General features: G+C 67.8%; 16 protein-coding genes. 10 read left to right on the top strand and 6 right to left on the bottom strand.

The genetic code is table 11. The annotated features are described in order from the left end of the window. Window positions 1-83 precede the first annotated feature (83 nt). The 4 genes from AC1DCU_RS02975 (at window position 84) to tldD (ending at window position 7,581) form a co-directional block, all read left to right on the top strand. Entirely contained in the window at window positions 84-692 is a 609-nt protein-coding gene (locus tag AC1DCU_RS02975; RefSeq protein WP_442251869.1) for a Maf family nucleotide pyrophosphatase, read from the top strand. After that, window positions 685-2,172 (top strand): ribonuclease G, encoded by a 1,488-nt coding sequence (rng, locus tag AC1DCU_RS02970; protein WP_025879287.1) that lies wholly within the window; start codon window positions 685-687, stop codon window positions 2,170-2,172. The genes AC1DCU_RS02975 and rng overlap by 8 nt, the downstream gene beginning before the upstream one ends. Before the next feature lie 30 nt (window positions 2,173-2,202). Continuing rightward, complete coding sequence (locus AC1DCU_RS02965) at window positions 2,203-6,072, top strand: YhdP family protein (protein WP_032975053.1); 3,870 nt, start codon at window positions 2,203-2,205, stop codon at window positions 6,070-6,072. Between the two features lie 63 nt (window positions 6,073-6,135). After that, entirely contained in the window at window positions 6,136-7,581 is a 1,446-nt protein-coding gene (gene tldD, locus AC1DCU_RS02960) for a metalloprotease TldD (RefSeq protein ID WP_025879285.1), read from the top strand. Window positions 7,582-7,622: 41 nt separating this feature from the next. Here the strand turns inward: tldD and yjgA are convergent, their stop codons facing one another. Further along, complete coding sequence (gene yjgA / locus AC1DCU_RS02955) at window positions 7,623-8,213, bottom strand: ribosome biogenesis factor YjgA (protein ID WP_032975052.1); 591 nt, start codon at window positions 8,211-8,213, stop codon at window positions 7,623-7,625. Window positions 8,214-8,281: 68 nt separating this feature from the next. Between yjgA and pmbA the strand changes: the two genes are divergently transcribed. Both pmbA and AC1DCU_RS02945 read left to right on the top strand, forming a co-directional pair. Beyond that, window positions 8,282-9,649: a metalloprotease PmbA gene (pmbA, locus tag AC1DCU_RS02950; protein ID WP_032975051.1), complete on the top strand. Its 1,368-nt coding sequence runs from the start codon at window positions 8,282-8,284 to the stop codon at window positions 9,647-9,649. An 88-nt stretch (window positions 9,650-9,737) separates the two neighbouring features. Beyond that, window positions 9,738-10,100 carry a DUF4870 domain-containing protein gene (locus AC1DCU_RS02945; RefSeq protein WP_025879282.1) on the top strand — a complete coding sequence of 121 codons (363 nt, stop codon included), beginning with the start codon at window positions 9,738-9,740 and terminating at the stop codon, window positions 10,098-10,100. A 123-nt stretch (window positions 10,101-10,223) separates the two neighbouring features. Here the strand turns inward: AC1DCU_RS02945 and AC1DCU_RS02940 are convergent, their stop codons facing one another. The 5 genes from AC1DCU_RS02940 to AC1DCU_RS02920 all read right to left on the bottom strand — a co-directional run bounded on the left by AC1DCU_RS02940 (window position 10,224) and on the right by AC1DCU_RS02920 (window position 15,496). Continuing rightward, complete coding sequence (locus AC1DCU_RS02940) at window positions 10,224-11,102, bottom strand: polyprenyl synthetase family protein (protein ID WP_032975050.1); 879 nt, start codon at window positions 11,100-11,102, stop codon at window positions 10,224-10,226. Further along, window positions 11,092-11,352, bottom strand: coding sequence for an exodeoxyribonuclease VII small subunit (locus AC1DCU_RS02935; RefSeq protein ID WP_006381978.1), 261 nt, complete (start codon window positions 11,350-11,352; stop codon window positions 11,092-11,094). The genes AC1DCU_RS02940 and AC1DCU_RS02935 overlap by 11 nt, the downstream gene beginning before the upstream one ends. A gap of 36 nt (window positions 11,353-11,388) precedes the next feature. Continuing rightward, a complete protein-coding gene (gene tilS, locus AC1DCU_RS02930) occupies window positions 11,389-12,675 on the bottom strand; it encodes a tRNA lysidine(34) synthetase TilS (RefSeq protein WP_051584880.1) in 1,287 nt (428 codons plus the stop codon). 572 nt (window positions 12,676-13,247) lie between these two features. Continuing rightward, the gene (locus AC1DCU_RS02925) at window positions 13,248-13,793 is read right to left on the bottom strand and encodes a WG repeat-containing protein (protein WP_282279982.1); all 546 of its coding nucleotides are present in this window, start codon (window positions 13,791-13,793) and stop codon (window positions 13,248-13,250) included. Then, the gene (locus AC1DCU_RS02920; RefSeq protein ID WP_032975048.1) at window positions 13,790-15,496 is read right to left on the bottom strand and encodes an alkaline phosphatase; all 1,707 of its coding nucleotides are present in this window, start codon (window positions 15,494-15,496) and stop codon (window positions 13,790-13,792) included. The genes AC1DCU_RS02925 and AC1DCU_RS02920 overlap by 4 nt, the downstream gene beginning before the upstream one ends. Before the next feature lie 154 nt (window positions 15,497-15,650). Between AC1DCU_RS02920 and AC1DCU_RS02915 the strand changes: the two genes are divergently transcribed. The 4 genes from AC1DCU_RS02915 (at window position 15,651) to AC1DCU_RS02900 (ending at window position 19,793) form a co-directional block, all read left to right on the top strand. Continuing rightward, on the top strand, window positions 15,651-16,985 hold the full coding sequence (locus AC1DCU_RS02915) for a dicarboxylate/amino acid:cation symporter (protein ID WP_025876066.1): 1,335 nt from the start codon (window positions 15,651-15,653) through the stop codon (window positions 16,983-16,985). Between the two features lie 230 nt (window positions 16,986-17,215). Next, on the top strand, window positions 17,216-17,755 hold the full coding sequence (locus AC1DCU_RS02910; protein ID WP_032975047.1) for a hypothetical protein: 540 nt from the start codon (window positions 17,216-17,218) through the stop codon (window positions 17,753-17,755). 8 nt (window positions 17,756-17,763) lie between these two features. Continuing rightward, the gene (locus tag AC1DCU_RS02905) at window positions 17,764-18,366 is read left to right on the top strand and encodes a hypothetical protein (RefSeq protein ID WP_051501624.1); all 603 of its coding nucleotides are present in this window, start codon (window positions 17,764-17,766) and stop codon (window positions 18,364-18,366) included. A gap of 44 nt (window positions 18,367-18,410) precedes the next feature. Next, window positions 18,411-19,793 (top strand): hypothetical protein, encoded by a 1,383-nt coding sequence (locus AC1DCU_RS02900; RefSeq protein WP_025876071.1) that lies wholly within the window; start codon window positions 18,411-18,413, stop codon window positions 19,791-19,793. Window positions 19,794-19,892 lie beyond the last annotated feature (99 nt).

Below are 19,892 nucleotides of genomic sequence, written 5' to 3'. Positions count from 1 at the left end.
CGTTGTGAGTCCGTTCGGGGTTGCAGGCGCCGGGGAAGGATTGTCCGACGATTCAGGTACCGGCGTCAGGTTATGCTGTGTCGATGCTCTATCTTGCTTCCCGCTCCCCCCGACGCAACCAGCTGCTGGCCCGACTCGGACACCCTTTCCAGGCGTTGGACCTGGAGGTTGTCGAGCAGCGCGCGGCCGCTGAAAGTGCCCAGGACTATGTCTGCCGGGTCGCCGCCGACAAGGCGCGCGCCGGCCTGGCACGGGTGCTGGCCGATGACCCGCAGGCGCGGGTGCTGGGCTCGGATACCGAAGTGGTGCTCGATGGCGAAGTATTCGGCAAGCCGGCCAACGCGGCCGACGCGCGGGCGATGCTGGCACGGCTGGCCGGGCGCACCCATCAGGTGATGACCGCCGTGGTGGTGGTGGACGCGCGCGGGCTGGACAGCGAACTGGTTGTTTCCGAGGTCACCTTCGCCGCCATCGAGTCCGCCGACATCGCTGCCTACGTCGCCACCGGCGAGCCGCTGGACAAGGCGGGTGCCTATGCCATCCAGGGCGGTGCCGAGCGCTGGATCGAACACCTTTCCGGCAGCTACTCCGGTGTCATGGGGCTGCCGTTGCTGCATACCGATCGTCTGCTGGCCCGCTGCGGCGTGCTGGCCCCAACTGCTGATGCCGCCAGGGAGGCTGCCGATGTCTGAGGAAATCCTGGTCAATGTGACCCCGCGCGAAACTCGGGTCGCGGTGATCGAGAACGGCATGCTGCAGGAACTGCACATCGAGCGCGGTTGGCGCCGGGGTGTGGTCGGCAACATCTACAAGGGCAAGGTGCAGCGGGTCATGCCGGGCATGCAGGCGGCGTTCGTCGAAGTGGGGCTGGAGCGTGCCGCGTTCCTGCACGCCAACGACGTGGTGCGGCCGGCGCCGGTGGCCAGCGCCGATACCGAGAACACGACCCTGCCGCCGCCGTCCAGCGTGCCGATCGTGGAGCTGCTGCGCGACGGCCAGGACATCGTTGTGCAGGTGGTGAAGGATCCGATCGGGACCAAGGGCGCACGCCTGACCACCCAGATCAGCATTCCCTCGCGCTACATGGTGCTGCTGCCGCAGTCGAAGGTGGTGGGCGTGTCGGCGCGCATCGAGGACGAAGGCGAGCGCGCGCGGCTGAAAGCGCTGGTGACCGAACTGTCGGCCCAGCACGGCGGCTACGGCTACATCGTGCGCACCAATGCCGAAGGCCAGCCGGCCGAGGCCATCGCCGAAGACATCGCCTACCTGTCACGGGTATGGAACGTGGTCGAGCGCCGCGGCCGCGAGGCGGCGTCGTGCAGCAACATCTATGAAGACCTGAGCCTGCCGCTGCGTTCGGTGCGCGACCTGATCCGCAAGGACGTGGACAAGGTGAAGGTGGACTCGAAGGAGACCTTCGCCCAGCTGCAGGCGTTCGTGGCCAAGTACATGCCGGTGCTGGCGGAGAAGATCGAGCTGTACAGCGGTGATCGTCCGATCTTCGACATGTTCGGGGTCGAGGACGAGATCGGCCGTGCGCTGGACAAGCAGGTGCCGCTGAAATCCGGTGGCTACCTGGTGATCGACCAGACCGAGGCGATGACCACCATCGACGTCAACACCGGCTCGTTCCTCGGCCAGCGCAACCTGGAAGAGACGGTGTTCCGCACCAACCTGGAGGCCGCGCAGGCGGTGGCCAGGCAGCTGCGCCTGCGCAACCTGGGCGGCATCATCATCATCGACTTCATCGACATGGATGACGCCGAGCATCGCCGCCAGGTGCTGCGCACGCTGGAAAAGGCGCTGGCCCGTGACCATGCCAAGACCACGGTGTACGACTTCTCGCCGCTGGGCCTGGTGGAGATGACACGCAAGCGCACGGTGGAAAGCCTGGAGCGCCAGCTGTCGGAAACCTGCCCGCAGTGCAGTGGCCGCGGCACCATCAAGACCACCGAAACGGTGACCTACGAGATCTTCCGCGAGATCACCCGCGCGGTGCGCCAGTTCGATGCCGCGCGCCTGCTGGTGATCGCGTCCAGCAAGGTGGTGGCGCGGATCACCGATGAGGAATCCACGGCCGTGGCCGAGCTGGAAGAGTTCCTCGGCAAGAGCATCCGCTTCCAGGCGGACGAGCAGTACCTGCAGGAGCAGTTCGATGTTGTTCTGCTCTGATCCAGGCCGACTGTCTGCCTTCGGTGGCCGATGAGCGCGCCGCCGCGCCTGCGACTGCGAAGGATCCGCCGTCATTTCATCGCCGCATGCGCGGTTGGCCTGGTCGGGCTTGCCCTGCTGGTCGGCACCCTCAGCCAGCTGTTGCCGCTGGCTGAGCGCCATCCGGACCGGATCGCGGCCTGGCTGAGCACGCGCGCCGGGCAACCGGTGCGCTTCGAACGCCTGGACACCGCCTGGACCCGACGTGGTCCACTGCTGCAGTTGAAGGGCCTGCGCATCGGCGCGGGCCAGGGCCTGGCCATCGGCGATGCCGAGGTGCTGGTGTCGATGTACAGCGGCCTGTTGCCGGGCCGCTCGCTGACCGAACTGCGCCTGCGCGGCCTGGCGCTGGACCTGCAGCAGGCGGCCGATGGCCGCTGGTCGGTGCGCGGCCTGCCGCAGTCCCGCGCTGGCGGCGATCCGCTGGATGCGTTGCGCCGGCTGGGCGAACTGCAGGTGATTGGTGGCCGCCTCGGCGTGCATGCGCCAGCACTGGGTGTCGACGCCACCCTGCCACGTATCGACCTGCGCCTCCGCGTGGATGGCGACCGCCTGCGGGTGGGCGTGCGTGCCTGGGCACAGACCGACGCCTTGCCGCTGACGGCGGTGCTGGACCTGGATCGCCAGCGCGGCAACGGCGAGGCCTGGGTAGGCGCCGATCCGATCGATTTCCGTTCCTGGGCGCCGTTGCTGGCGGCCGGCGGCATGCGCCTGCGCGAGGGCAAGGGCGAGCTCAACCTGTGGCTGACCCTGCGTGATTTCGCCCCGGTGGCGCTGACCACCGATTCGGACCTGCGTGATCTGCGTGTCGAAGGCGCGCCGATGCCTGGCGTGGCGCGCCCGGAGATTCAATTGCAACGGCTGCAGGCGCGCCTGCGTTGGCAGCGGACGGCAGAAGGCTGGGCGCTGCAGGTGCCGCGCCTCCGCCTGCAGGCCGATGGCAGCCAGCAGCAGCTGGACGGGCTGCAACTGCGGGTGGGCAAGCAGATGCAGGTGCAGGCCGCAGCAGCGCAGGCGGGTACCGCGTTGCGCGCGCTGGCGCTCAGCGACCGCCTGGACGCGGGCCTGCGGCATTGGCTGTACCTGGCCAAGCCGCAGCTGGACGTGGCGCAGCTGCAGTTGCGCGGCCAGCAGGATGGCCCGTTGTGGGTGCAGGGCGAACTGCAGTCGCTGGGCTTTGCCAGTGTTGGCAACTCGCCGGGCCTGCGCGGCCTGGGCGGCCGCTTCGAGGGCGATGCCAACGGCTTCAGCCTGCAGCTGCAGCCCCAGCGCCAGCTGCAGTTCGATTGGCCAACCGGTTTCGGCGTGCGTCACGACCTGCACCTGGCCGGGCAGATCGTCGGTTGGCGCGACGAGGCCGGTGGCTGGCGCATCGGCACCCCGGCGATGCGTGTGGAAGGCACCGACTACGCTGCCGACGTGCGCGGTGGTCTCTGGTTCCAGGGCGATGGCACCCGGCCGTGGATGCAGCTGGCGGCCAAGCTGGACGACGTACCGATGACCGCGGCCAAGCGTTTCTGGATCCATTCCAGAATGAGCAAGGGCGCCACCGACTGGCTGGACATGGCTTTGGCCGGCGGCCAGGTGCGCAACGGCATCGGCCTGGTCAGTGGTGACCTGGACGACTGGCCTTTCGACAACAACGATGGCCGCTTCGAGGCCACCGGCCACATCAGCAACGGTGACATCCGCTTCCAGCACGATTGGCCGTTGATGGGCCAGGTCGATGCCGATGTCGCCTTCATCGGCCCTGGCTTCCACATGCAGGGGAGCGGCGATCTGGCCGGCGTGGCAGTACAGACATTCGAAGCCGGCATCCAGGATTTCGGCCAGCAGCCACTGTACGTGCGCGCCGACAGCCAGGGCGACGCCGGCAAGTTGCTGGCGATGCTGCGGCAGAGCCCGCTGCACAAGGAATACGGCGACACCCTGGACAACCTCGCGGCAAGCGGGCCGGCCAACGTGCATTTCGACCTGTTGCAGCCCCTGCATCATGACCAGGGCGGCGGCCACCTGCAGGGCACGGTGGACCTGGCCGGGCTGAAGCTGGTCGACAAGCGCTTCCAGCTGGAATTCGACAACATGCGCGGGCAGGCCCGCTACAGCAACGCCGGCTTCGCCGCCGAGGAACTGGCCGTGCGCCACCTAGGCCAGGACGGCCGGCTGAGCCTGCGCGCCGGTGGATTCGTGCGTGACCCCAAGCTGGCCTTCGAATCGGAACTGGCCGCCACGCTCGATGCGGGCGTGCTGATCGACCGCGCACCGGAAATGGCCTGGCTGAAGCCCTACATCAACGGTACCTCGCCGTGGACCATCGCGGTGAACCTGCCGAAGGTCGCGCCGGGTGCACCAGCGCCGCCCAGCGAGCTGCGCCTGCGCTCGGATCTGCTGGGCACCCGCCTGGATCTGCCGGCACCGCTGCAGAAGCCGGCCAACGAATCGCTGCCGACCACCGTGGCCGCACAGCTGCCGATGGGCGCCGGCCGCATCGACGTGGCGTTCGGCCAGCGTCTGGCGCTGGCCGCGCGCAGCCACAACAACCAGACCGGCGTTCAGGTCACCCTGGGCAGCGACCACGTTGACCGCGAACCACCGCCCAGCGGGCTGACCATCAATGGCCGCAGCCCGACCCTGGATGCGCTGGAATGGATCGGCCTGGCCCGTGGCGCCGGTGGCGATGGCGACCCGATGCCGCTGCGCGCCGTGGACGTGCAGGTCGGCCAGCTGATGCTGATCGGCGGCGTGTTCGAGCAGACCCGCCTGCAGCTGCATCCTGGCCCGCAGGCGCTGGACGTGCGCCTTGATGGCCCCTCGCTGGCCGGCAAGTTGAATGTGCCCAACGCCGATGGCGGCACCATCAGCGGCCAGCTCGAGCGCGTGTACTGGCAATCGCTGCCGACCCTTCCCGGAGCCACGGCGGCACCGGCGCGGGTGCAGGCCGGTGCCGACGACATGGACCCGGCCAAGCTGCCGCCGTTCGCATTGGACATCGCCGACCTGAAGTTCGGCAAGGTCGTGCTGGGCCAGGCCGTGCTGCGTACGCGGCCGATCGCCAATGGCCTGAGCGTGGAACAACTGCAGTTCCGCGCCCCCAGCCAGGAGATCGACATCCGTGGCCGTTGGCTTGGCAAGGGTGGCGGTTCGCGAACCGCGCTTGATGCGCAGGTGCGCAGTGAAGACCTGGGCGGGTTGCTGCAGAACCTCGACTACGGCGGCCAGCTGCGCGGCGGCTCCGGCCACGCCCAGCTGCAGGCCTCATGGCCCGGCGGTCCGTCGGACTTCCAGCTTGGCAACCTGCAGGGCCAGCTCGATGTGAATGCCCGCAATGGCCAGCTGCTGGAGCTGGAGCCGGGTGCCGGCCGCGTGCTGGGCCTGCTCAGCGTCGCCCAGCTGCCGCGGCGGCTGATGTTCGACTTCCGCGACTTCTTCTCCAAGGGCTTTGCGTTCAACCAGGTCGAGGGCAGCGTGCAGTTCGGCGAGGGCATGGCCCGTACCGACAAGGTGTTGATCGAAGGGCCGGCAGCGAACATCACCATCCGTGGCCAGGCCGACCTGCGGAAACAGCAGTTCGACCAGACCATCGACGTCAACCCGCGCGCCGGCAACCTGCTGACCGTGGTCGGCGCGGTGGCCGGCGGCCCGGTGGGCGCAGCGCTGGGAGCAGCCACCAATGCGGTATTGTCCAAGCCATTGGGCGAGATCGGTGCCCGCACCTACAAGGTGACCGGCCCCTGGAAGGAGCCCAAGGTGGAGGTGATCGAGCGCAGCCGCGAACGTGCGCCAGTACCCGCACCGCCGCCGCGCCTGCCGCCGTTGCCGGCCGTGCCGCCGACCGTCACCGAACCACCGCCACCGCGCTGAGCGCGGCCCCCGTTTCCCCAGGGCGGCCTTGCCTGACCGCCTTCACACCCCCAGATCGAGACCATGACTGACAACGCCCTGACGCTTGCCCAAGATCGCCTGTTGCGCCCCGGTGGCCTGGATACCGCTGGCCTGGAGCGCACCTTCGGCCAACTGCTCGGCCCCGGTGTCGACTTCGGCGACCTGTACTTCCAGCATGCCCGGCGCGAAAGCTGGAGCGTGGAAGATGGCATCGTCAAGGACGGCGCCCATTCCATCGAGCAGGGCGTGGGCGTGCGCGCGATTGCCGGCGAGAAGACCGGCTTTGCCTATTCCGATGACATCCATGCCGGTGCATTGCTGACCGCAGCGCAGTCGGCACGTGCGATCTCGCGCGAAGGCGGCGCACAGACCGGACGCTCGCTGCTGCGCGGCGATGCGCGCGTGCTGTATCCGGCGCTGGACCCGATCGACGGCATCGGCAACGAAGCCAAGGTCGAGGTGCTCAAGCGCCTGGACGGCTACCTGCGCGCGGCCGACCCGCGCGTGAAGCAGGTGATGGTCAGCCTGTCCGGTGGCGTCGATACCGTGCTGGTTGCCCGCACCGATGGTGTGCTGGGCGCCGACGTGCGCCCGCTGGTGCGGTTGAACGTGCAGGTGATCGTCGAGCAGAACGGCCGCCGTGAGTCGGGTTATGCCGGCGGCGGCGGTCGCTATGGCTATGAAGCGCTGTTTGCCGATGGCCGCCCGGAAGCCTTTGCGCGCGAGGCGCTGCGGCAGGCCCTGGTGAACCTGGAAGCGGTGCCGGCGCCGGCCGGGGTGATGCCGGTGGTGCTGGGCCCGGGCTGGCCGGGCGTACTGCTGCACGAGGCGGTCGGCCATGGCCTGGAAGGTGACTTCAACCGCAAGGGCACCAGTGTCTACGCCGGCAGGATCGGCGAGCGCGTGGCTGCCCCGGGCGTGACCATCGTCGACGACGGCACCCTGGACGGACGCCGTGGTTCACTCAACATCGACGACGAAGGCCACCCGACCCAGTGCACCACGCTGATCGAGGACGGCATCCTGGTCGGCTACATGCAGGACAGCCTCAACGCGCGGCTGATGGGCGTGGCGCCGACCGGCAACGGCCGTCGCGAATCGTTCGCGCACATGACCATGCCGCGCATGACCAACACCTACATGCGCGCCGGCCAGCATGACCCGCAGGAAATGATCCGTTCGGTGAAGAAGGGCCTGTACGCGGTCAATTTCGGCGGCGGCCAGGTCGACATCACCAGCGGCAAGTACGTGTTCTCGGCCACCGAGGCCTACCTGATCGAGGACGGCCGGATCACCGCGCCAGTGAAGGGCGCGACCCTGATCGGCAATGGCCCGGAAACCATGCAGAAGGTGCGCATGGTCGGCAACGACCTGGCCCTGGATGAGGGCGTGGGCATCTGTGGCAAGGACGGGCAGAGTGTGCCGGTCGGTGTCGGCCAGCCGTCGCTGCTGATCGAGGGCATCACCGTCGGCGGTACCCAGGCCTGAGCACGGCGATGGCCACAGCCACCGCCATGCCCGACGGGGACTCAGTCCTCGTCGGCGTCGTCGACCGGTTCGTCTGCCTCGACGTCCTCACCGGACGCCTTCAGGCCGAGCGCGGCCGGCAGCATCAGCGCGCGCAGCACCTGGAAGATCTCGCGGTAGGCGCGCGGCGGCTTGTTCTTGGCCTTTTCGGCCTGGGCGTTGCGCACCAGCGTGCGCAGCTGCTGGCGGTCGGCCTGCGGATGGTCATCCAGCAGCGCGGCCAGCGCCTTGTCGCCTTCATTCATGAGGCGTTCGCGCCAGTCTTCGACACGGTGCATCATCGCCACTTCGCGGCGCCCGGTTTCGCTGTTGGCATCCAGCGCATCGCGGATCGCGTCCAGCGCGGCATCGTCCTCGCGGCGCATGTGCTTGGCCAGGAACGCCAGCTGCCGCTTGTGCGCGATATGGGCGGTGATGCGCTTGCACTCGGCAATGTGTGGCAGCAGGTCCTCCGGGATCGGCAGGCGCGCCAGCTGGGCCGGGGTCAGCGACACCAGCTTCTCGCCCAGGGCCAGGACGTCGAGCGCATCGCGCCGGTTCTGGCTGCGGCTCTTGTCGTGGAATTCACCGGTTTCTTCGTCGCGTCCGCGCATCGTCCATACCTGATTTCAAAAAAAGTCGCCCGGCGTGATGCCGGGCCCAACCCGCACAGGATAAAGCATTGAACGTGATCGCCCCTGAAGTCGCCGTCGGCGACGACAGCCCGGCCCGGCTGGAACGGCTGGCCGACATCTCCCAGCAGCTGCTGCAGCGTGCCCGCGCGCTGGGTGCCAGCCAGGCCGAGGTCAGCTGCAGCGAAGACCGTGGGTTGGAGGTCAATGTCCGTCTCGGCGAGGTCGAGACCGTGCAGTCCACCCGTGACCGCGGCATTGCCGTGACCGTCTACTTCGGCCAGCGCAAGGGCAGTGCCAGCACCGCCGACCTGCATGAGGCCAGCCTGCTGGCCACCGTCGAGCAGGCCTGCGCGATCGCCCGCCATACCGAGGACGATCCGGCCGCCGGCCTGGCGGAGGCCGAGCTGATGGCCCGCGACTTCCCCGAACTGGATGGCTGGCACCCCTGGGAGCTGCAGGCCGACGAGGCGGTGGACCTGGCGCTGGCCTGCGAGGCGGCGGGCCGCCAAGCCGATGCGCAGATCCGCAATTCCGATGGCGCCTCGGTATCGAGCATGCAGAGCGTGTCGGTCTACGCCAATTCGCATGGGTTCATCGGCCGCGAGCGCGGAACCCATCATTCGATCGGCTGTGCGCTGATCGCCGGCACCGGCGATGGCATGCAGCGCGACGGCTGGTACACCGGCGCACTGGCCCGCGAGGATCTGGAAGATCCGGCCAGCGTCGGTCGCCGCGCCGCAGAGCGCACGATCGCCCGCCTGCAGCCGCGTTCGCTGCCGACCGGCAGCATGCCGGTGCTGTACGCGCCGGAAGTGGCGCGCAGCCTGGTGGGTCACCTGCTGTCGGCAGTCTCCGGCGGCGCGCTGTACCGCCAGGCGAGCTTCCTGCTGGACAGCGTCGACCAGCAGCTGTTCCCCGACTGGATGCAGATCGAGGAGCTGCCGCACCTGCGCCGTGGCTTGCGCTCGGCCGCCTTCGACGGCGACGGCGTGGCCACCCGTGCCTCGGCCCTGGTGCGTGACGGCGTGCTGCAGCGTTACGTGCTGGGCAGCTATTCGGCGCGCAAGCTGGGCCTGCAGACCACCGCCAATGCCGGCGGCGTGCACAACCTGCAGCTGGCGGCCAATGCCGGTTCGCTGCAGGACATCGCCGCGCAGATGGGCAACGGCCTGCTGGTGACCGAGCTGATGGGGCAGGGGGTGAACGGGGTGACCGGCGACTACTCGCGCGGCGCCGGCGGCTTCCGCGTGGAGAACGGCCAGATCCAGTATCCGGTGGATGGCATCACCATCGCCGGCAACCTGCGGGACATGTTCATGGCCATCGAGGCGGTCGGCAGCGATGTCGATCCGCGCTCGCATATCCGCACCGGCTCGATCCTGGTGGGACGGATGACGATCGCCGGCAATGATTGATGCCATTGATGGCGTAAGCTAGGCCCGCCTGACGCGACCGGCTTGCCGCCGGTCGGTCAAGACCACCCAATAAAAAAGGAGTTTTGTCGTGAGCGAATTCGAGAACGTCCCGGCGGCGAGCAGCGTACCCGCTGACCAGCGCACCATGGCCCTGGTGGCGCACCTGCTGGGCATCTTCACCGGTTTCATTGGTGCCCTGGTCATCTGGCTGATCAACAAGGATGACGCCAGCAAGGCCTTCGTCACCGACCAGGCCAAGGAAGCGCTGAACTTCCAGATCACCGTCGCCATCGCGATGTTCGTCTGCATCATCCTGACCTTCGTGGTCATCGGTGTGTTCCTGGCGCCGATCGTCGGCCTGCTCAGCCTGGTCTTCAGCATCATCGCTGCGGTGAAGGCGAACAATGGTGAAGCCTACCGTTACCCGTTCGCACTGCGCCTGATCAAGTAAGCGGCAACGATCAACGACGCAAAAAGAAACGCCCGGCAATGCCGGGCGTTTCCGTGTATGGCGCGTAGGGTAGCGCCGGGCCATGCCCGGCGAACGCGCAGCGCGGCAGATCCATGCCTGCAGTCAGTGATCGCGTTCCACGGCCAGCGTGGCCAGCGCGCGCAGCGCATCGGCTTCTTCGTGATAGCCCGCCAGTGCCTGCCGCATGCGCGCGGAAAGTTCGCGCAGCTGCGCCTTGGCACCGTCCATGCCCAGCAGGGCAGGGAAGGTGCTCTTGTCCTGGGCCTGGTCCTTGCCGGCGGTCTTGCCCAGCTGTTCGGAGCTGGCTTCGACATCGAGGATGTCATCGCGGACCTGGAAGGCCAGGCCGAGCGCATCGGCGAAACCGTCGAGCTGGGCCAGCACGGGTTCGGGTGCATCACCGCACAACGCGCCCATGCGCACCGCAGCACGGATCAGCGCACCGGTCTTCAGCGCATGCATGCGGGTGAGGGCTGCCAGCGACTGCTGCTGGCCGGTGGCATCGATGTCCAGCGCCTGGCCGCCGCACATGCCGGCCGCGCCGGAGGCATGGGCCAAGGTCTGCAGGCACGCCACGCGCAATGCCGCCGGCAGCGGTGCATCGGCCAGCAGGCCGAACGCACGGGTCTGCAGGGCGTCGCCGGCGAGGATCGCGGTGGCTTCGTCGAAGGCGATGTGGGTGGTGGGCTTGCCACGGCGCAGGGCATCGTCGTCCATCGCCGGCAGGTCGTCGTGCACCAGCGAGTAGGCGTGGATCAGTTCCACCGCCATCGCCGCGGCATCAAGCCTGTCCAGGGGCGCGCCGAACACCTGGCCGGCGGCATAGACCAGCAAGGGGCGCATGCGCTTGCCGCCACCGAGCACGGAATGGCGCATCGCCTGGTGCAGGCGTTGCGGGGCTTCGGCCGGTGAGGGCAGAGCGGCGTCGAGCTGGCTTTCGATACGGTCGCGCCAGCGCGCGAACAACGCCTCAGCCGTCATGGCTGGGCGGATCGAAGGGTTCGGCGGTTTCGGGCTGGGCCGGATCGCTGAGCAGGCGCACGCGCAGTTCGGCCTGCTCCAGCGCCTGCTGGCACTGGCGGTACAGACCAACACCACGTTCGTAAGCACTGAGCGAGGCTTCCAGGCTCAGCTCGCCGGTTTCCATCTGCTCCACCAGCTGTTCCAGCGATTCAAGCGACTGCTCGAACTGGGCGACCGGGGAGGCGTTTTCGGGGGACTTCTTGGCCATGCGACAAGTGTGGACGGCGCGCGCGCAAGGGTCAATTCACCAGCCGCCCGGATGCCACTGCAACTGCGCATTGCGTGCCTGCAGCCAGGCCTGCAGCGGTGCGGCAATGACTACATCGGCGGCCGCCAGCAGCTGCCCCTGGTCGAACAGCAGGGGCAGCTGTGCGCGTCGCCAGGGCGCCAGGTGCTCGCGCTGCAGGCAATCCTTCAACGCGGATGAATGCGTACGGCCGGCCAGCACGATGCGCTCGCCGCCCTGGCGGGCACGCAGGTCCAGCGGTTGTTCGAAGCGGTCCGTGCCGAGCAGGCGCAGCTGGCCGCCGTCGGGCAGCTGCAGCGGCGCGCGGCCGTCCCATGCCGCGTGCCAGTCCTTCGGCAGGACCGGCAGCGCTGCCGGCAGCAGGTAGGCGTGCTGGCGCCACTGGCGGATGGCGTGCTGCTGCCAACGCACCTGCGACTGCCGATCGGCGCCTGCGGCCATCAATTCGTTCTGTACTTGCCGCAGCACATGCGCCGGCAACGGGGCTGCGCCATGGCGGCGCACCCACGCACGCAGCACGCGCGCAGCACGCTCCGGTGCAACCTGGCGCAGCAGCTCCAGCGACAGCACCCGGGGTGCCACTTCCAGGTGAGCGAGCAGTTCGGCGTCTTCTTCATCGAGCAATGCACGGGTCTGCGCGCAATGCGCGGCGCTGCCGGCCAATGCGGCAGTGGCATGCGGCCAGCGCTGGCGCAGCAGTGGCAGTACCCGCAGGCGCAGGAAATTGCGGTCGGCGTGGTCTTCGCCATTGCTGGGATCTTCGATCCACTGCAGGCCGTGTGTCGTCGCGTAAGCCTGCAGCGCGCTGCGCGGCACATCGAGCAGTGGCCGCCACAGCCGATGGCCATCGAGGCGGCTGTCAGCGGTCATCGCCGCCAGCCCATCGATGCCCGAACCGCGCAACGCACGCAGCAGGAAGGTCTCGGCCTGGTCGTCCTGGTGCTGGGCCAGCGCCAGGGTTTCCCCGGCCTGCAGCTCGGCGCTGAATGCAGCGCGACGTGCCAGCCGGGCGGCCCCTTCGATGCCATGGCCGTCATCACGGCTGACCTGCACGTGGTGCACGGCCAGTTCGATGCCCAGCACCGCGCATTGCTGCTGGCAGTGCTGCACCCAGTCATCGGCCGCCGGTTGCAGGCCATGGTGTACGTGCGTCGCACGCAGCGGCGTGCCGGCGGCCTGTGCCGATCGCCACAGCCAGTGCAGCAGCACGGTGGAATCCAGGCCGCCGCTGTAGCCGACCAGCAGCGGTGCATCAAGCGGAACGAGGGCGGGGAAGGCAGTCACGGCGGCAAGTATAGGGTGGGTGGGTGAGTCGGCAGGGCTGCGCCCTGCACCCGCCGAAGCGGTAGTGCCGGCCGCTGGCCGGCAACCTGAGCAGCAACAGCAACAGCAACAGCAACAGCCGAAGCAAAAGCCGGCATTCCGTGGGATGGCGGGGTGGGTCCGGTTGCGGGGGACGCTGCAAGTACGTCCATGTAAGCTCGGTCGCGCCTTGCTCGAGTGCGCAGTCCTGCGCACACGGCAAGTCCGGGGTTGGGCGTCCTGCCCAACCCGCCCGAGGCATGCCTCGGGCCCATGGCGCTTACGCCCCCGCAACCGGACCCACCCCGCCTTCGACAGATCTCCGCGATCTGTTGGAATGGCTCTTGGGGTCAGATCCGTTTTCCTTAGGAAAACGGGTGTCGGATTGCGGGGTGTCAGCCGCATGGATGCGGCTGCCAAGCCTACAAGGACGTACTTGCGGCGTCCCCGCAATCCGACACCGCCCGGCCATCCCACGGAATGCCACTTTGGCTGTTGCTTCGGCCGTTGCCGTTGTTCGGCAGGTGCAGGGCGCCGCCCTGCCGATAAACCCCTTACTTCAGCCGGCGACCGGAACGATCGATGCGGAACCACTCGCCGCCTTCCATCAGCGTATGCCCGTCGCCATCGGGCGTGCCGCGGCGGCAGCCGTTGCAGACCTCGGCCACGCCATCCTGGAACGGCCAGGCAAAATCGAACGTGGCCGCAATCACCTGCTCGAAGGCAGCGTTGAAATAACCCACGCGATCGCCGACGCGGCCGCGGAACAGGCCTTCCTGCAGGGAGTCGGCGCCGTTGTCCCAGGCGATCACCGCCTGGCTGCGGCCGCGACGGTCGACGTAGTGGAAGCCATCGGCGGTCTGTACCAGCGCCAGGCCATCGCCGTCGTAGGGAAGATCCTGCAGGGTCTCCGCGCTGATCTGCGGCTTGTCATCGACGACCTCGCAGCCGGGCAGCATCCACAACCCGTGCTCTTCGGTCATGACCTTGCAGGCCGGGCCCTGCGCCGGCGCCCAGGGGCTGGCCAGCACGCCCAGCAGGGCCAGCCAGCGCGCACGGCGAAGGCTGCCCAGAGCAGAGCGTGCCGGCCGCGCCATCACTTGGCCTCGGCCTTGCGTTCGAAGGTCGCCGGTGCCGGCAGTTCCACCGGTACGCCCTTGTCGTCGCAGGTGCCGGCCTGGCACAGGCGATCGCGCAGGGCCGGGGTGGCCTGCACGATCATGTGGTAGATCGCGTTCTGCTCCAGGGTGCCGCGGATCGCCTTGCTGCCCGGGCCGCGTGCCCAGATGCCGACGTCCTCGCCACCATGCGATTCGGACTTCATCGGTACCAGCGCTTCCTGCATGTAGTCGGGATGCTCGGTATCGACGTCGTGCAGGTTCGGGCGGCCGTTGGCCGGCTCGAAGCTGCTGGGGTTGTGCGGGTAACGCTTCGGACCGGCCGGTTGCTGGTTGCTGGTGCCGGTATGGCCGGGGCCGTTGGCGTAGCTCAGGGTGGTGTACGGCTGGCCGTTGCCATCCAGCGCGTAGTCGAGCTTGCCGGCACCATCTTCGCCACCCTTGTCCTTCACCTTGCCCAGGATCGGATTGCCTCGGGCCGGGTAGCCGACGAAGTTCAGGGTGTGCGAATGATCGGCAGTGACGATGATCAGGGTGTCATCGGCCGAGGTCAGCTCGTTGGCCACGCGCACGGCATCGGACAGGGCCACGGTTTCGGTCAGCGCACGGTAGGCATTGCCGCTGTGGTTGGCGTGGTCGATGCGCGCGCCTTCGATCATCAGCACGTAGCCTTCCTGATGGCGCGACAGGTTCTTGATCGCCGCAGCGGTCAGCTCGGCCAGGCTCGGCTCACCGGCCGGGTCCTGCGGGCGTTCGTATTCGTAGCGCATGTGGTCGGGCTCGAACAGGCCGAGGATCGCCGGAGCGTTGGCGGCGGCCTGCAGCTGCTTGCTGTTCCAGACGTAGGCGCCCTGCGGGTGCGCCTGCTGCCATTCCTGCACCAGGCTGCGGCCGTCCAGGCGCTGGCCGACCTTGTCGTCGTACTCGGGGTCGCGCTCTTCCACGGTGGTGAACTCACCGCGACCACCGCCCAGGGCGACCAGCGGGCCGCGGCCGTAACGCGAGGTCGACAGCAACTGCTGCGCGATGTCCTTGCAACCGGCGGCCTTGGCCGCCTCGGTCAGGTCGGTGTCGTTTTCCCAGTTGCGCTCAGGCGAGTGCGCATAGGTCGCGGCCGGCGTGGCGTGGGTCAGGCGCGCAGTGGAGACCACGCCAGTGGCCAGGCCGGCGCTGTCGGCCAGCTGCAGCCAGGTCAGCAGGCCCTTGGACAGGCTGTCGGCGCAGTCGGTGCGGCTGCCGGCACTGACGCCGATCGCACCCATGTGGGTCTTCACGCCGGTGGTGATGGCGGTCATGGTGCCGGCCGAATCCGGGGTCTGCGAATCGGTGTTGTAGGTCTTGCTGAACGCGGTGGCGGGGAAGCGTTCCCACGACAGCAGGTTCTCTTCGCCCGAGCCGCCCTTCTGCTGGCCTTCGTAGATGCGCGAGGCGGCGACGGTGGTCAGGCTCATGCCGTCACCGAGGAACAGGATGACGTTTTTGGCCTTGCCAGCCATCGCGCCGTTCGCCGCTGCCTGCGCAGCGCCGCTGCGGTACCACCACTGCGGGGTTTCACCGGCCGGGTGGGCGACGGGGGCAACGGTGACCTTCAGGCCGGTCGGGGCGGACGCTGGAGCGGTGCTGGCGCAGGCGCCGAGCAGCAGGGTCGTGGCGCAGGCGGCCAACAGGGAGACGGAACGGCGCATGGACGCTGGGATCTCACAAAGTGTAACGGGACGTTCATTATGCCCGGCCTCGCAAGGCACGCCGATGACACACTGATTTGCCATGCGGGCGGTCGTTCTGCGGGCCGCCTTGGGCTATCGTGCCAGCATCCCTTCCTACCCCCTTGGATTGCCTATGAAGCTGGTCTCTGCCTGGCTGCGGATTCCATTCTGGCAGCGCGTGGTCGGTGGCTTCGTGCTCGGTGCGCTGGCCGGCTGGGCGCTTGGCCCGGCTGCTGAAACTTGGTTCGGCCCGCTCGGCGAGCTGTACGTCACGCTGATCAAGATGATCGCGGTGCCGCTGGTGTTCTTCGCGGTCATCAACGCGATCTCTTCACTGCACGGCCAGAAATCGGTCGCCGCGCTCAGCGGGCGCACGTTCCTGTGGTTCGTGATCACTGCCGCGCTGGCGGTATGCGTGGGCCTGGGCGTGGGTACCGTGCTGCAGCCCGGCGCCGGTGGACTGCAGCTGTCGATGGCCAGCAACTATGTGCCGCGCGAAGTGCCCAGCGTGGTGCAGGTGCTGCTGGATGTGGTGCCATCCAACGTGTTCTACGCGCTGTCCGGTATCGGCACCAAGGTCAACGCCGCCGGCGAGACCGTGCTGGCCGCGGGCCGTGGTTCGATCCTGCCGGTGATCTTCTTCGCTGGCCTGGTCGGCTTTGCCATCGTCAAGCTTGGCGAGAAGGTGACCGAGGCGCGCAAGCTGGTCGGGCAGATGAGCGACATCATGATCCAGGTGACCCGCTTCGTGCTGGAAGTCACCCCGATCGGCACCTTCGGCCTGATTGCCGGCCTGGTCGGCAGCTACGGCTTCGAGAAGCTGCTGCCGCTGGGCCACTTCGTGCTGGCCCTGTACGTGGCCTGCGCGCTGCACATCGTGGTGGTGTACAGCGCGCTGCTGCTGGCGCATGGCCTGAACCCGCTGAAGTTCTTCCGTGGCGCGGCGCCGGGCATGCAGGTGGCCTTCGTCAGTTCCTCCAGCTTCGCGGCGATGCCGGTCGCGCTGCGCTCGATCACCCATAACCTGGGCGTGAACAAGGACTACGGTTCGTTCGCGGTGCCGCTGGGCGCGAGCATCAAGATGGACGGCTGCGGTGCGATCTATCCGGCGCTGTGCGCGGTGTTCATCGCCCAGTACAGCGGTGTGCCGCTGACGCCGGAGCAATACGTGGTGGTGCTGATCGCTTCGGTGCTGGGCAGCTTCGGTACCGCCGGCGTGCCGGGTACGGCGGTGATCATGGCAACGGTGGTGCTGAGTGCGGCCAACCTGCCGCTGGAAACCATCGGTTACCTGTATGCGATCGACCGCATCCTGGACATGATGCGCACGATGACCAACGTGACCGGACAGATGCTGGTGCCGGTGCTGGTGGCCAAGGAAACCGGCCTGCTCGACCAGACGGTGTACGACAACCCGTCCACCAACGTCGGCATCGATGATCCCGACCCGAGTCCGCCGCGCGCCTGAAGCGGCACTGCAACGCGCTGTATCAGTACCTGTAACACTACTGATACAGCCCCGATGGCGCCTTGCGCAGTGGTGTTTCCTGCGCGTTAAGGCGAACGGAATCCGAACGAAGTTGTAACACTGTGGCGTCACGCCGCCGCGGTGTTACCCGTCAAACCCCCGCTGCGACGGACTTCCGGTGTTGGCACGAAAGCTGCTCTCTCCCTGCGCATATGCAACGGGAGAGCGGCATGGACGGCAGCACCACCCTTTTCACTGTTTCTGGCCGGCGGCTTGCGCTGCTGCTGATGCTGGCCGTTCCGCTGGCGGCTGCGGCCTCGGGTGCCCGTCAAGGGGTGAAGGCGCAGCCGGGTGAGATCGTCCTGCTGCGCGACGTGTCTACGCGCCCGGCCTACCGCATGGCGCCGCCCGGCGTGGCGTTGATCGCCGATCCGAAACCGCAGCATGAGATCGCCGCCGCACTCGGCAGCAGCGGCGCTGCCAGCGGCATGGATGAACTCAGCGATGACGACTACGCCGGCCTCGGCGCTGGCCAGACCGGCAGCGTGCGCGCGCACGGCGTCACCACTGTCGAGCGGGTGACGCAGCAGGCCCTGGGCGGAACCCTTGGACGCTCGGGCGAGGGGATGATGAGCGGCAGCAGCCTCAGCGGTGCGATGAGCGGCCCGCTGGGGGCGGTCGGCAATACCACGCGCGGCATCGGCGATACCGTGCGTGGCGCACTGTCGCAGTTCCCGTTGGGCGCTCCGGCGCAGGCGGGTGGCAAGTGAAGCGCGCAATGCTGCTGGCGGCCTGGCTGGCATTGCCCGCCACAGCGCTGGCCGACGACTACAGCGGGATGCTGGCCTACCTCGACGTGACCCGCATCGACGGTCGCGCGCTGGCCGGTGCCAGTGGTGCCATCGCCATCAACCAGGCGGCGGGCGATCTCAACATCCAGGCCAATCTGCATGGCATGGCCAGCGGCGACCGCGCCGACGTGGCCATCGCTGCGCGCCAGCAGCACAGCAACGACGTCGTGCTTTCGGCACCACTGGAAGCCAGCGCGCACATCGCCGGACAGGCATTGGCAGGCGCCAGCGGCATTGCATCGATCAACCAGGCCAGCGGCATCGCCAACACGACGCTCAACGTCGTCAGCGCGACGCTGGCCCGGCAAGGAATACGCGAGTCCGATGACACGGCGTTGGCCGCCTCGGACATCGCGTCAGCAGGGGGGCAGGGCGATACCGGTGACGGTGTTGCGGCGGGTATCCGCAGTGTCGGCGTTTCGTCGACGGCACTGCGGGGCTTCGACGGTGTCCTGCAACTCAATCAGATCGCGGGAGCGCGAAACGATACGGCCAATGTTCTGGGCCTGGTCGTGCAGGGCAACCCGTGAGTACCACCCACCCGAACCAATCACCTGATGAGAGAGAGGGCACCATGAAAGCGACTGTCAAAAAGACCGTACTCGCCATGGCAATTGCCACTGCCTCGACCGCTGCTGCGGCCAATGGCTGGGACAACCAGAATGCCAATGCGAACATCAACCACAACCATGTCGTGACCGAAACCCGCAACGACACGCACAACCATACCGACAACGAAGTCCGCAACTGGACCCGCACCAACACCACGGTACGCAACAACACCGACACCTCGAACGTGAGCCGTACCCGCACGGTGAACGTCAACGAGCAGGTGCAGAAGAACAGCAACATCCAGGCCGACGAGCGCAAGGAAAAGAACAACCACGGCGTCGACGTGAACCTGGAGAAGGATCTGCGGCTGAGCTCGGACATCAACTTCTCCGGCGATCCGACCATCACCGGTGACATCGACCTGGATTCGGCAGCCATCGCCGTGATCGACAACCGCCAGTCGATCAGCAACAACCTCACCGGCAACAGCCTGGTCACCAACAGTGCATCGATCGCTGATGATGTCGGTGCGGGTGCCTCCGGCAACCTCGGCTTCAACGTGGTGGCCGGCGACAACAACGCGCAGGACAATGCTGCGTCGCTGTCCGCTGCGGATGCTTCCTTCAGCTTCGGCATGGCCGACGCCGAGGTGTTCGTCAACCAGGCCGGCTTCGGCAACACCACCATGAACTCCGGCGTCACCAACGCCGCCGGCCTCGGTGGCAATGCCTTCGGCGGTGCCTCGGGCAACATCGGCGTGAACATCGCCTCGGGCAACAACAACGAGCAGAAGAACGCGCTCGCAGCCTCGGTGGCAACCAGTGCGATGGCACAGTCGAGCATCAGCTCCAACCAGGTGTCCACCGGCAACACCGTGTCCAACGCCGGCTTCGTGCAGTCCTACACCGATACGGTGCAGGTCGGCCTGAGCGGTCGCGTCGCAGGCGGTACCCTGGCCGTGGGTGCCGGTACCTATCGCGGCACCGGCAATGCCTACCAGATGGCCAACTACTACCTCGATTCGTGGAGTGGTGATCTGCCGCATCCGGGTGGCAATGCGACCGGGCACATCGATCTGGACAACGAGATCCAGAATGCAACGATGAACCCGAACCGGCCGGGAGTGGGTGGCCTGGGCTTCGATACGCGTGAAAGCGGCACCAGCCAGTTCGTCGAGCTGGGCGTGGCCGACCTGTATGCCAGCCTCAGTGGCACGGTCAGCACCACCCGCTGGGTGAACGTCAATGCGACCAACACCTCGGCACTGTCCGGCAGCGCGTTCTCCGGCGCGTCCGGCAACATCGGCGTGAACGTGGCATCGGGTACCGGCAACCTGCAGGCCAACAGCCTGGCATTGGCCGTGGCGCAGCCGAGCACCGGCGGTGGGACCGGCGGCGGCGAGTGATCCACGGTGTGACCGCTTTCGCAGCGAACCTGCGTTGAGCGCAACAAGCCCGGCCATCCGCCAATGGCCGGGTTCCCCCGGGGGCCCCTGTCCCTCCTC

The organism is Stenotrophomonas sp. 10L48 (genome assembly GCF_056395105.1).
The sequence above is the reverse complement of the archived record's forward strand: the minus strand, read 5'-3'. Positions and strand labels throughout refer to the sequence as shown.

What these genes read in the sequence shown, in the direction of transcription:
- AC1DCU_RS02975 (WP_442251869.1), top strand. Translation starts at nt 84, where the DNA reads ATGCTCTATCTTGCTTCCCGCTCCCCCCGACGCAACCAGCTGCTGGCC.
- rng (WP_025879287.1), top strand. Translation starts at nt 685, where the DNA reads ATGTCTGAGGAAATCCTGGTCAATGTGACCCCGCGCGAAACTCGGGTC.
- AC1DCU_RS02965 (WP_032975053.1), top strand. Translation starts at nt 2,203, where the DNA reads ATGAGCGCGCCGCCGCGCCTGCGACTGCGAAGGATCCGCCGTCATTTC.
- tldD (WP_025879285.1), top strand. Translation starts at nt 6,136, where the DNA reads ATGACTGACAACGCCCTGACGCTTGCCCAAGATCGCCTGTTGCGCCCC.
- yjgA (WP_032975052.1), bottom strand. Translation starts at nt 8,213, where the DNA reads ATGCGCGGACGCGACGAAGAAACCGGTGAATTCCACGACAAGAGCCGC.
- AC1DCU_RS02940 (WP_032975050.1), bottom strand. Translation starts at nt 11,102, where the DNA reads ATGACGGCTGAGGCGTTGTTCGCGCGCTGGCGCGACCGTATCGAAAGC.
- AC1DCU_RS02935 (WP_006381978.1), bottom strand. Translation starts at nt 11,352, where the DNA reads ATGGCCAAGAAGTCCCCCGAAAACGCCTCCCCGGTCGCCCAGTTCGAG.
- AC1DCU_RS02920 (WP_032975048.1), bottom strand. Translation starts at nt 15,496, where the DNA reads ATGCGCCGTTCCGTCTCCCTGTTGGCCGCCTGCGCCACGACCCTGCTG.
- AC1DCU_RS02915 (WP_025876066.1), top strand. Translation starts at nt 15,651, where the DNA reads ATGAAGCTGGTCTCTGCCTGGCTGCGGATTCCATTCTGGCAGCGCGTG.
- AC1DCU_RS02910 (WP_032975047.1), top strand. Translation starts at nt 17,216, where the DNA reads ATGGACGGCAGCACCACCCTTTTCACTGTTTCTGGCCGGCGGCTTGCG.
- AC1DCU_RS02905 (WP_051501624.1), top strand. Translation starts at nt 17,764, where the DNA reads ATGCTGCTGGCGGCCTGGCTGGCATTGCCCGCCACAGCGCTGGCCGAC.
- AC1DCU_RS02900 (WP_025876071.1), top strand. Translation starts at nt 18,411, where the DNA reads ATGAAAGCGACTGTCAAAAAGACCGTACTCGCCATGGCAATTGCCACT.